The sequence below is a fragment of the Rhizobium binxianense genome, from assembly GCF_028994275.1.
Classification (GTDB): Bacteria; Pseudomonadota; Alphaproteobacteria; order Rhizobiales; family Rhizobiaceae; genus Rhizobium; species Rhizobium binxianense.
Genome location: NZ_CP118713.1, coordinates 1,177,618 through 1,189,465, shown reverse-complemented (window position 1 = coordinate 1,189,465; position 11,848 = coordinate 1,177,618). Strand labels below are relative to the sequence as shown.

Genomic DNA, 11,848 nt, shown 5'->3' with positions numbered 1-11,848 from the left:
AATCCCAAGTTCGAACGCGATATTAGCAGTTAATGGCTAGAGCGCGTCAGGAGGGCGGAGGTATCAAGTCCGGGCAAGTAAGCGGCTGCCCCTTGCCTTTAACCCAGCAAGGATATGAAAGCTTATCGGTGACATCGTCGCCGACACTGGCACGTGTGGCTTTCTCGAACTTAATCCGTCGGATCTTCTGCGTGTCGCTGTAGAACAGGGAAACCCGATAGACATAATCCAGTTTGGTTGTCGTGGATGCCGAAACCGGCGTTCCCACCGCCGCCACTTCCACACCGGAGCGCGTGTCGGCGTTGGCTACCTCGCCAACCTGAGAGCGACGGCTAACCAGGATCTGGACTGGTGACTCGTCCGATGTTTCGATCTGGTAGCGGTTGAGATGGAATGTATCCAGGCAGGTGATCAGATCGCTTTTCGCTACGTTGTAACCCGTACAGGACGGAAGGAGGTTGTCGCCCGTCATGTCCTCGACCTGCTCCATCTCGTCCTCGAGCTGGTCCTGATAGATCGTCATTGTCGTCATTCCCCGACGAAGACCTGTCGCGAAATACTCAATGCGGTCTTTCGTCGGTACGGTTTGGTTGACCAGCGGTTCGAAGATATGATGTATCGAGATTCTCTGCCAGTCGCTCTTACTGAAGCACACCGATGATTCTTCGGTGTAGGCGACTGACTTTTCACCGCTCGAAAGAAGTTCGTAGATCATCCTGGCGGTGTCGATATCGTTGAATCCGAACGTGTTGAGCCCGATTGTCCGCAATTGCCTGCAGGCATCAGAAAGCCCCGTCGTCGCCGTCTTTTCATATGCGACCGCAGAGAGGATCTTCAGGTCGCCATCGTCGGAAGCGAAGCTCCCCAGAATGGTATTCTTCTTGTCACCGATCGCCGGGAGTTGGTATCCAAGGATCCCGCCGACCGTCGAGTAGTCAACGACCAAATCCTTTGGGCTCCTGTCGGACGATATCGAATTGCCGGCAATGATCGACCTTCGCATTTTGAGCGACACGGTCAGGCTTCCGATGTCTGCGTCACCCTGCCCCGATTTCAATGTGAGTACGCGCTTGACCACGCCGTCGGCGGCCTCGTCGCCAAGTGAAAAGCTGGCGGTCGTTGACTCGTCGGAATTGTAGTAGGCATCGAGCACCGTGTCAGTGACATCCGCGACAGCGTTGAGCGCCGGCTTAGCCGCTTCGGACACTAACCAGGCGTTCGGCGATGCCGTCGCGATAATCGGCTGTACACGATCTATCAATCCCTTGATGTCGTGATCGGCCTTGCTTGTCGCGCGCGCCTTGAGCACGAAACTCAGCGGTTGTTGATCATATCGTATATAGGCGTCGTGAATTCGAATTGGCCAGATGTTCCAAAGGTCCGCTCCGGCTTGCTCGCGACGTAGGTATAGATTGGGGTTTCAACCGAGTCATAGTTGCCGATTTTCGGCAGAACCGAGAGCGCGATCTCTTGTGCGTCGTCCTTGGTGACCAGACTTTTAAGCGCGTCAAGAACGCTCCTGCTCTCCGCTGACCCGACCGGTTTGCTTTTGAGAACGAAATGGAATTGCAGGGCCACGTAGATTTGTCCGGACGGTGGTACGTAGCCGTCCTTCCAGTTTTGGCAATCCGTTTGAATAAGATTCAAACCCTTCCAGGAAGGTGATCCTCCGTCGACGCAAGTCGTTTGTGCGGCGGCGGCGGTCACGCCCATCAAATATCCAAAAAGAAAAACGCTACAGGCACGCAACATCCATCGCCCCCTCAAAATAGTGGAATTCCTTTACTTACAAACCAAGCTCCGCCTCACCACGCAGCGAGCCACTGCAGAATTGCTAACGTATTCATCGACCCACGTGAACATAATATACTGTGGTTGCGATAACTACAAGTTGATCATTTCGATACAACCTGCGTTTATGCTCTTGCAAAGATGGGGCTCGGAAAAGGGAAGCTTTTCGCATGAGAAATCAATGCATCTGGTCGAGAGCACTCACGAGCGACGGCCAACAGGGAAACATCTAGTGCGCGGTTGACGTCGTAACTGGTGCGGACGGAGAAGCTACGATAACAATGGGCATTGATCTTTTTCAGCCACTCCCACCCTGGCCGCTCTTTCACATCAATTGCAAATAAAATGTTCCCTTCCTTACCTCGCTCATCGAGTACGAAGGGCGAAAAGCGCGAATACAGCTTTTCTGCGACGCTCGTGGAATAGAGGAAATAGGTAGTAGTATCTATCCGATACCAATCAAGGGCCTTGCCAAAAGCTTTCTTGATCTCAGCGTCATCGCGCTTTTTTAAATACACATAGTAAAAATTAGCCATGGCGATCGTCCTTGATCTGCAGGGCGGCCTTCTTTCGTCGGGAGCATTTATTGCTGCGACGTCACTCCTAACCGGAGAATTCCGAGGTGTACCAACTCGCCGGGTACGCACTCATTAGATGGCTTAACTATAGATCTGGACAGGACCGCCATCTCACCTTCCGGCTAGAAAGCCTTCCCGCCTACAATAGGCTAAATATAACTGCGAGAAACTCACTGCAATGTCGGTGCCGCAGAACCTACCCCACAATTGTGGATGCTGCATTCCATAGACACTTCCCCGGACGATGCTTCCGATATGTTCCCAAGCGGGCTCATGTCCCCAACGAGACTTGATTGGGCACCCATAACGATAAGAGGATTATCCGGGGATTTTCGTTACGAGATTAGCATTTTATATGCTTTAGTTCTAATTTTGCTAGTGGCCTTCCGGCCAATTCATCATTTTTGACTGGGATTTCAAGGGGATAAATGGTCGGGGCGACTGGACTCGAACCAGCGACCCCTTGACCCCCAGTCAAGTGCGCTACCGGGCTGCGCTACGCCCCGACCTGCCGAAACGGCTTGCTTCGTTTAGTTTTTCAGCGCGTGCAATGCAAGCGGAAAAACCTTGCCTCCGACAAAAAGAGGCGGTTTGCGGGAATGTTCAGATCGCAGCGAGCTTCAGCCGGCCTTCGGCGGTCTGGCCGGGCTGCCATGCATGGTAGTTGGCGATCGAAAAATGCGGTGTTTCGAAGGGGGTGGCGTGAGTTTCAGTGATGACGGTGACATCGGCGCCGGCGGCCTCGCCGGCGAGGATGCCGGCGACGGCATCTTCGAAGACCAGGCATTTCGAGGGATCGACGCCGAGGCGGCTTGCGCCGAGCAGATAACCTTCGGGGCTGGGCTTGCCTGATTTGACCTCCCCGCCGCTGACGATGACCTTGGGCATCGGGATGCCGGCGGCAGCCATGCGGCGCCTGGCGAGCTCGATCGGCGCCGAAGTGACGATTGCCCATTTGCCGTCGGCAATGGCGGAGAGGAAGCGGATGGCGCCGGGGATTTCGACGATGCCCGAGACATCCTCCATCTCCTCGGCGAGCAGCAGGTCCGCCTCATGGGCCGGATCGACGCCTGGCAGGCCGAGCCCGCGGATAACGTCGGAAGCGCGGATGCCGTGGATCGTCTTCAGGAAGACCTCCGGTTCGAAACCGTGGCGTCTTGCCCAATCGCTCCAGACGCGTTCGACGACGGCGATGGAATTCAGCAGCGTTCCGTCCATATCGAAGAGGAAGGCGTCGTAGGACTTGTCGAGAATATCATGGAGAGCGGGCACAGATGTTTCCTTGCGGGCCGCGCGTCTTTTAAGACAGGCAAAAGACGCCGGAGCATTTTGAGCTACACAGGCGAGTAGCGGAGGGCGACGGCGGCGTCAACGCTAGTCGTTGACGTCGACGTCAACGCTAGTCGTTGACGTCGGGATGGGTGACCTTACGAACATCGGCAAGACCGCGGGTGGCATCGCGATTGCCGGTGGCGGCTGCGGCTTCGAAGATACGGGTCGCATCACCGTACATTTTCAGATTGAAGTAGCTGTAGCCGCGCAGGACCATCAGGTCGATAGGTTCCTGCTGCAGCTGGGCGCGCTGATCGAGATAGATGAGAGTTTCGCGATAACGCCCGGCGTCGAAGGCCGAAAGCGCCCGGTCGGCGAGGATCGCCACCTGAAGCTCGGCGGCGCGCTGGCGGTTTTGCGGCGCCTTGGTGGCGGCGACGGCGGCATTGCCGGAAAGGCCGGCGCGGAGATAAGCAAGGCTCTGGCCATAGGCTGCGTCTTCTCGGACCTTGCGGACCGGGCTCTGCAGTGCCGCCTCGAAGGCGGAAATCGCTTCCATCGGCCGGTTGATATCCATCAGGCACCAGCCACGCGACAGCGCGTCGGCCGGCTCAAGCTGCCCCGCATCGATGGTCGTCGAGCAGCCGCGTGTCTGGCGCGGACCGCGCTGGACGGTCACCGTCTGCATCCCCGGCCTTGCCGTGCGGACGGCCGCATCCGGCCCCAGCTGCAGCGCAGTGGGGCGCTCAGCCCGCGGCTCAACCGTGGCGGCGGGAGCTTGCGGCGGCTGCGCCGGCTGAACCGACTGCTGCGGGGCGATCGCGCCCTTCTCCGGCTGCAGAGGGGCGCCGTTGGGGTTCAGCGAAGCAGTGTCTTCAAGATTGGTGATGCGGGTCGACCGGCCGGCCCAGGCGCGCTGGATGGCGAGCACGGCCTTGCGGTCGTTCAACTGCTCGCGGGTGACGACAAGACCATAGGCGGAGGGTTCGTCATCGGGTTTCCAGGCAAGCGCGGTCTCGAACCAACGTGCGGCGGTCTGAAACTGGTTGAGGGAGCGGGCATACCAGCCGAACTGCTGCGCCGTCGGCACATATTTGCGGGCGATGACCTCGGAGGCGATGCGATGCAGCACATCTTCGGCGAGATCGGCGGGCGGCTGCAGCGCCATCAGATTGGCCGTGGCGGCGAGATAGGTGGCGCTCGCATCATCGGAATCGGCACGCCAGCGGAACATCACGTCCTCGGCCTCCTCAGGCGCCTTGCGGGCGATCAACGCCAGCGCCAGCCCCTGTGAAGCGGCCGCCGTATCCTGCTTGACGCGGGCGGCGCGGAACCATTTTTCGGCCTCGGCATCGTTGTTGCGGCGAAGCTGATACCAGCCGAGCAGCAGCGCATCCGAGGCAAGACCCTCAGTGCCGGCGAGCTTTTCGAGGCGGGCGACATACTCGGGCGCGATGGCGAGATTCGGATCGTCGTTGCCTTCGGCCATGAAGCGTCGGGCGAGGTTGTCGCGGATCGCATCGAATTCCCTGCTGCCGTCTGCGGCAGGCTTGTCCAGCGCGAGCAGCGCCTGCATCGGCTGATAGGAAAGCAGCGTCGAGGCCTTCTCGACCGTCGCCTGCCGTTCGGCCGGATTGGCGCAGTTCTTCAGGATATAGCTATAGGCGTCCTGGCCGCGCTGCACCCTCTCCGTCTGGATGAAGGCTTCGGCGACACGCCAGAGAACGTCGACCTCGCTGCAGGTGAGCAGGCTCGGCGTGGCGGCGGCGATATCGACCACGGTCGCATATTGCTTGAGGTCGGAAGCGTTGATGAGGCGGGCGCGGGCCTCGGCGACGTCGAGCCGGTCGAGCAGATCGGCCGGCGGCTGCCATCTGGCATCCGCTGCCTGGCGGTCGGCGATCGCCTTGCGCAGCTCGGCATAACGGCCATCGGAATAGAGCTGCCACATGGCCTCGAGCTGTTTGTCGCCGTTTTGCGGCACGGCGAGCGGATCGGCCGGCGGAACCCAATTCGGATAGAGCGCCTGAAGGCGGGAGATTTCGGCCTGCAAACGCACCTTGTCGCCGCGGCTGGCGAAATAACGAAGCGCGCTTTCATCGACGGCAGGCGGCGGCGGGGCGGCGGCCTGCTGCGGTGCCGGCGGCTCGGACACGATCGGAGGCGTAACCGGTGCCGCTGGCGCCGCCGTCTGGGGCGCAGATGGCGGCGTGGCAGATGGCGGCGTTGCAGGCTGCTGTGCTGCGGCATTCGGATCTGATGTATCCGGTGATGCTGGCGGCGAGGAGGTGATCGCCTCGATCTTGTCGGCGACGAGCTGCGCATTGAATTCGGCATTGCCGGCAGCCTCGGTCGGCTTGATGCGGCCCATCATCATCAGCTCCGGCGCCGGCTTGCCGGCAGACGCCAGGCCGAACCTTTCCTGCAGAGCGGCACGGTCCTTCAGCCCGGTAACCAGGCTCGCCACCACCACTGCTGCTGAAACCGCCACGAGAGAAGACTTCACAGACACTCCGGATGCTTCTCCCCGATATAAGCCAGCCCCAGCAGTTGAAGCGTGGACGGATAATAGAGCGCGGGCGCAAATTGCAGGGCCGAGCTCGGCAGCTTGGTCCCGTCGACAACACAGGCCACAACATCGTTAACAATTCGATAACCGGGGTCCGACAGGACGGTCTTCGGCCGGCCGGTGGTCAGATCGATGGTGGCGGGAACGCCGTCTTGCGACATCCCCTTTTGCAGGCGGACGAGCAGCGCCTTGTCGGTGATGCCGCCGCGCGCGAGATAGAGCGGGATGCGGATGGCGTTATATGAGAATTCGGCGTCGAACCCCTTTGCCGGCCGCGGCTTATCACGCAGGCTCACCCATTCGGCAGGAAGCTTGCGCGGGCCGAACTGCATCCTGTTCAACAGCTCCACGCCGTCAGCCGAGAGTTTTTTCCAGGCATCCGACGGAGCGAGCGCCGACATGACCGGGATCGCCTCGTAAATCCAGTAGGACGGGTTGACGACGGGACCGTCATCACGGTCGCTGCCCGTAAAACCTTCGGTTCCCGGCAACAGCAAGGTGCGGCCCTCCGAGCTGGCGACAGTTTCGGCAAGCAGAGCCTGCGCCATGCGGGAGGCGGCGAGGATATAGTCGTCGCGTTTCCACGCCGTGCCGGCAAGCGCCAGCGCATAAGCGATCAACATGTCGCCATCGGTGGCATTGTTGGTATCGGCGACGTGCGGCCTGACGTTCGGATCCCATTTCCAAACGGCCAGGCCATCGTCGCGCAGCAGCAGCTCGGTGCGGGTAAAATACCAGATCTGCTCGAAATCAGCCGGGCTTGCTGCGAGATAGGCGAGCAGCAGACCATAGCCCTGCCCTTCGCTGTGGCTGATATTGCCGTTGCCGTTATCGACGATGCGGCCGGTCGCATCGAGAAACTTCGCCTTGTAGGCCGACCATGCAGCGGCATTGATCATCGCCTGCTGCGCGACGGCGGGCTCGCCCGTCGGGGCAAACGCGACCGTTGCCGCCAGCAGGAGTGCGCGCAACCGCCTCATTTCGACCGGCCCAGCCTTTTGAGCATCGTCGATGTGGTGACCCCGATCAAAAGCACGAAGACGACCAGCAGGAAGGCATAGGAGAGGATGTTCGTCGACAGCCAGTTGGCGGCGATCAGGCGGTAGTTGGCGATCGACCAGGGCATGGACGGCACGAAATCGAAACGGGTGACGGGCACCGCCTCGATCTTGCCGGTCTTGCCCGAATAGGTGGTGATGTGGCCCGATATCTGCGGCCAGTTCAGCTGCGCGGTCAGAACCTCGAGCCCTTCACGCAGATCCTTCGCCGACGGCGCCGCCACCACCGTCCATGAGCCCGTTCCCGCAGGGCTGGAGCCCTGGGCAACCAGCAGCGTGGCGGCGTTGGGCGGCGTAAAGATCTCCTCGGCGCCGGGCACGAACTGCAGCGAACTGCGGGAGATATCGAAATTACGCGACACCCACTCGCGGAAAGCCGTGATCCGACTGCGCAACACACCGCCGCTGACCTTGGAATTCCACTCCTCGAAAGCCGTACCGGTATCGACGACAGCCGCCTGCGCATCCGTCACGGGACGCCAGGAGGCCTGGCTCGCCGTGGCGATATTGGTCTGCGACAGCGCCGTTGCCGGCATCTGCGAGATGGAGCCGATGAAGATGGCATCGCGATCGCCGATCATATTCGGCGAGGCGACGGTTTCGACGGCGATCGGATGGCCGGCGGTGATCGCCATCTGGCCAAGCAGGGTTGCGGCGGCCGAAAGCGTGTCGGCGTCGATGCGGTCGATGAAGAGCGGCGTCGGCTCCGTGGCCCGTCCATAGGGATAGGCGGTGCCGGCCATGGCGGCCAAATTCGGACGCTGACCGACGCGGGCGAAATCCGGAATATGCAGCTCAGAAGTATCGAACAGGGCAAAGCGCGGTGTCGCGCCGGCGGTTGCGCCCGGCGCGCAAGCCGCATCGTCCTTGGTCATCAGGATCGCCTCGATCGCCACCGTGTTAAGACCCGGCTTGAAGTGGCGCATCGTCACCCGGATCGTCAGATGGCGGAGAATGCCGCCTGACGTCGTGGTGATCGGCACGGTGGAGGCAATATTGTCGTTGACGTAGATATCGATGTGGCTACCGGGCAGCACGTTATCGGTATAGGCCGCGTCGAGCAGCACCTTCGCCTCGCCATAGGCATTGGCATAAAAGTCAGCCGGCACGGCGATATTGAAGCTGGTCCGCAACCGCCGGCCGGAGAATTCGGTGGTCTTCACGCCGAGCTGCGACAAAGCGATGTTCGTATCGGAAAAGACCAGCGGCGCGTTCGGCGCGCTCCAGCGCTCTGTGGTCAGCACGTCGCGGCGGACATCCGACGACCTGTCCGTCGGCGAGACGATGGTATCGATCGCCGAGGAGACCGCCGGCCAGGAGGGCCCGCTGATCAGAAGCACCGGCGAGCCGCTGCGCGGATCGGTGACGAAAGCGGCGAGTGCTGCGCTTTCGGCGCCGGGCGGCAGGCCGGGAAAGAGCGGCCGCAGCTCCGCCGCGGTACCAACGAGCACGCTGAGCTTTCCGGGCCCGGCAGCCGGAAGCGAATTGGTGCTGAAGGCAAAGATCTGGTTCGGCATGCTGCTCAGCACCGACAGGCCCTGCGCCAGCCGAAGCAGCGGCCTGGTGGTTCCCGGCTGCTCCAGCGCCGGGACAACGATGTCGAACTCGGTCTTGCCGGCGCCGTCGACGCCGATGGCGCGGATCGCATCGGCGCCCGCCAGCAGTGCGGTGTCGGTGCCGGCGAAACTCAGATAGGTTCCGGCCGGATCGATATTCGACCACAATTCATAGGTGGACTGGATGCTGCAATCGGTCCGGTGGCGCTGGGCGGCTTCAAAGGTGACGAGATTGGCGCCGGGCTGCAGCAGACCGGGCGGCACCGCGAAGGTGACGGCCGACGGGCCATCCGGCGATCCGACGCGTTGCTGGCCGATCGGGCGGTTGTTGAGATAGACGGTAAGCGACGAGGCCTCGGGCGCGACGACGATCGCATTCTGGTAGGCGAAGGTGAAGCTTGCCTTGGCCGCCGCCTGTTCCGGCGTCAGATAGACCGACCATGACCGGCGATCATATTCGCCGCCGAGACCCAGTTTCGAAAAGGGCACGAGATAGCGGCGGACATCGCCGGCGTGCGGCGGCGCAGCGGTATTTGCCGCCGCGGCTGGCTGGAGCGCGGGTGCCGTCGGCTGCGGCTGGACGGCGATCGCCGGAGGAACGGGCGCGGGAGCAGGAGCGGCCGGAGTTGCAGGTGCGGGTATGACGGAAACCGGAGGCGTGACGGGAGCCGGCGCCGGTGCTGCCGGTGGCGTGGGCGGCGTCAATCTCGGGGTCACGGAGGCACCGGGCGGCCGCTCGCCGGACATATCGAAGGGCGCCGTCTGCGCCTGGGCGAAGGCGGAGGCATTCAGCAGGAGAAGCGAGGCAGCGACGATCCTTCTCATCCGGCGTTGACCTTTGCCGCCCGCTGCTGGGCTTCCCGCTCCGGCCGCATGCTGCGGAAGAAATAAATGAGGCCACGGCTGGTCTGGTAGAGCGACAGGCCGAGGAACCAGATCGTGCCGCGGATCAGGCCCGGATTGCGGCGACGCGCGGCCTGGAACTCGGTCCACTGGTCGGAATTGGCAAACATCAGGTCGGCGATCAGGCGATGGTCGAGCGCGCTTTTCGGCACGTATTGGCAGCCGACATTGGAGATGTCGCCCGATGGCTCGATATTGCGGACGATGAGCGGCAGGGTTTCCAGATCGGCGCCGCTATAGGGCCGGAAGCGCATTTCGCCGACGGCGCCGACCAGCATCTCGTCGAGCTGCTTGTTGAAGATGTGAAGCCTGGCGCCATGAACCGAGACGTCTTCGATCGAGGCCGCGTACCACTTGCCGTTGGCGCCGAATTCACAGCGCCGGTTGACGCGGACGCGCCGCGACAAGGCGCGTTCGCCGCGCTCCGAGACGACGCCGAGCGCGCAGCCGGCCATGATCAGGTTGATGAGGTTCCAGCCGCCGACGACGAGCGTGACGTCGGCCTTATAGGGCTCGGCGTAGATCCTGTAGATGGTAATGACGAGCGCGATGATCTGCACCGCGAAGATGACGAAGAACGGACGGCTGATCTCCGACAGGCGGCTGACGGCGATCGATTCGTCCTTGGCGGTGACCTTGAAGGTCGGCTTGCGCGGATTGAGCATGACGGAGACGACAGCCGGCAGCAGATGCACGGTCTGGACATATTCGTAGAGCTCGGAAATCCAGGGCCAGCGGAACGACCCGTAGAGGTAGTTCTGCATCATCAGGTTCACCAGCATATAGGCCAGCGTATAGGCAAGGAACTCGCCGCCGGAGGCGGTGAAGATTTCCAGGTCGAAGAACAGATAGAAGAGCGGCGCAAACAGGAAGATCGTGCGCGGGAACGGGAAGAGCCAGAACAGCGTGGAGGACATGTAGCAGAGGCGCTGCGGGATCGACAGGCCGCGCTTCAGCAGCGGGAAGCGGAAGCGCAGGATCTGCATCATGCCCTGCGCCCAGCGGCTGCGCTGGCCGATGAAGCTTGCGAAAGTGGCCGGCTGCAGGCCGGCGATCAGCGGCTTGTCGACATAGATGCTGTTCCAGCCGCTGCCATGCAGCGCCAGCGCCGTCTCGCAATCCTCGGTGATGCTGATGCCGGAAAAGCCATTCTGGGATTCGAGCGCCTTGCGGCTCAAAACCGCTGCCGAGCCGCAGAAGAAGGCGGCGTTCCATTTGTCGAGGCCGCGCTGGATGATGCCGTAGAACATTTCGTTCTCGCTCGGCATCTTGTCGAAGGTGCGCAGGTTGCGCTCCAGCGGATCGGGATTGATGAAGAAGTGCGGCGTCTGGACGAGGAAAAGCTTCGGGTCATCTTCGAAGTAACCGACGGTCTCGAGCAGGAAATCGCGGGCAGGTGCGTGGTCGGCATCGAAGACGGCGATGAGTTCGCCGGTCGAGTGTTTCATGCCGTTGTTGAGATTGCCGGCCTTGGCGTGCTCGTTGCGGTCGCGCGTGAGGTAACCAACGTCGAGGTCCTGGCAGAGTTGCTTCAGCTCGAGATGGCGGGCGGCTGCCGCCTGGGCTTCGAGCAGCTTGCCGGAATTGCGCTTCTGCAAGGTGCCGCCGTCGTCGAGCAGCCAGACATGCAGCTTGTCGGCCGGATAATCCATGGCCTTGGCGGCAGCCAGTGTATTTCCGAGAAGGCCGGCATCCTCGTTGTAGGACGGCACGAAGACATCGACATGAGGTAAACGCCCGGGATTGGCGGCACGTGAAGGCCGCGGCGGCAGCGGCGTGGCGACGATGAAGAGGCTGAGCGCCAGCATCGCAACGCTATACATTTCGGCGAGGTAGAGCAGCAGGCCCGGAATGAAATTCTCAGGCTGGTTCAGAGGCGGCAGAGTATTGGTGGTGCGCCAATAGACATAGCGCAGCACGATCGACGTGCCGAAGGCGAGCGCCACCAGGCGCCAGGTTCCCTCGCCTTTCAATATCTTGATCAGCGCCATCACCGTCACGACAGTGATGCTGGTGATGAGCTGGGTCTGCAAGTTAACCGGCAGCGTGATCAGCACGATCATGCAGAGCGAAACCACGGCCCATATGAAGACACTGCGGGCTTTGCGCATCGTCGTTCCC

8 protein-coding genes and 1 tRNA gene are annotated in these 11,848 nt (G+C 61.6%); all 9 read right to left on the bottom strand.

Annotation, left to right across the window (positions count from 1 at the left end):
- Window positions 1–46: 46 nt before the first annotated feature.
- On the bottom strand, window positions 47–1,309 hold the full coding sequence (locus PO860_RS05915; RefSeq protein ID WP_275038216.1) for a hypothetical protein: 1,263 nt from the start codon (window positions 1,307–1,309) through the stop codon (window positions 47–49).
- Between the two features lie 5 nt (window positions 1,310–1,314).
- Entirely contained in the window at window positions 1,315–1,713 is a 399-nt protein-coding gene (locus PO860_RS05910; RefSeq protein ID WP_275038215.1) for a hypothetical protein, read from the bottom strand.
- A 203-nt stretch (window positions 1,714–1,916) separates the two neighbouring features.
- The gene (locus PO860_RS05905; protein ID WP_275035064.1) at window positions 1,917–2,327 is read right to left on the bottom strand and encodes a hypothetical protein; all 411 of its coding nucleotides are present in this window, start codon (window positions 2,325–2,327) and stop codon (window positions 1,917–1,919) included.
- A 471-nt stretch (window positions 2,328–2,798) separates the two neighbouring features.
- Window positions 2,799–2,875, bottom strand: a tRNA-Pro gene (locus tag PO860_RS05900).
- Window positions 2,876–2,972: 97 nt separating this feature from the next.
- Window positions 2,973–3,641, bottom strand: coding sequence for an HAD family hydrolase (locus PO860_RS05895; RefSeq protein ID WP_275038214.1), 669 nt, complete (start codon window positions 3,639–3,641; stop codon window positions 2,973–2,975).
- 127 nt (window positions 3,642–3,768) lie between these two features.
- Window positions 3,769–6,147, bottom strand: coding sequence for a cellulose synthase (locus tag PO860_RS05890; protein ID WP_275038213.1), 2,379 nt, complete (start codon window positions 6,145–6,147; stop codon window positions 3,769–3,771).
- On the bottom strand, window positions 6,144–7,190 hold the full coding sequence (locus tag PO860_RS05885) for a family 8 glycosyl hydrolase (RefSeq protein ID WP_273884038.1): 1,047 nt from the start codon (window positions 7,188–7,190) through the stop codon (window positions 6,144–6,146). The genes PO860_RS05890 and PO860_RS05885 overlap by 4 nt, the downstream gene beginning before the upstream one ends.
- Complete coding sequence (locus PO860_RS05880; protein ID WP_275038212.1) at window positions 7,187–9,649, bottom strand: cellulose biosynthesis cyclic di-GMP-binding regulatory protein BcsB; 2,463 nt, start codon at window positions 9,647–9,649, stop codon at window positions 7,187–7,189. Before PO860_RS05880 ends, PO860_RS05885 begins: the two co-directional genes overlap by 4 nt.
- Window positions 9,646–11,838: a UDP-forming cellulose synthase catalytic subunit gene (gene bcsA, locus PO860_RS05875; RefSeq protein ID WP_183606674.1), complete on the bottom strand. Its 2,193-nt coding sequence runs from the start codon at window positions 11,836–11,838 to the stop codon at window positions 9,646–9,648. The genes PO860_RS05880 and bcsA overlap by 4 nt, the downstream gene beginning before the upstream one ends.
- Window positions 11,839–11,848: the final 10 nt, after the last annotated feature.

Coding starts and splice junctions, on each gene's coding strand:
- PO860_RS05910 (WP_275038215.1), bottom strand. CDS start 1,713: ATGGGCGTGACCGCCGCCGCCGCACAAACGACTTGCGTCGACGGAGGA.
- PO860_RS05905 (WP_275035064.1), bottom strand. CDS start 2,327: ATGGCTAATTTTTACTATGTGTATTTAAAAAAGCGCGATGACGCTGAG.
- PO860_RS05885 (WP_273884038.1), bottom strand. CDS start 7,190: ATGAGGCGGTTGCGCGCACTCCTGCTGGCGGCAACGGTCGCGTTTGCC.
- PO860_RS05880 (WP_275038212.1), bottom strand. CDS start 9,649: ATGAGAAGGATCGTCGCTGCCTCGCTTCTCCTGCTGAATGCCTCCGCC.
- bcsA (WP_183606674.1), bottom strand. CDS start 11,838: ATGCGCAAAGCCCGCAGTGTCTTCATATGGGCCGTGGTTTCGCTCTGC.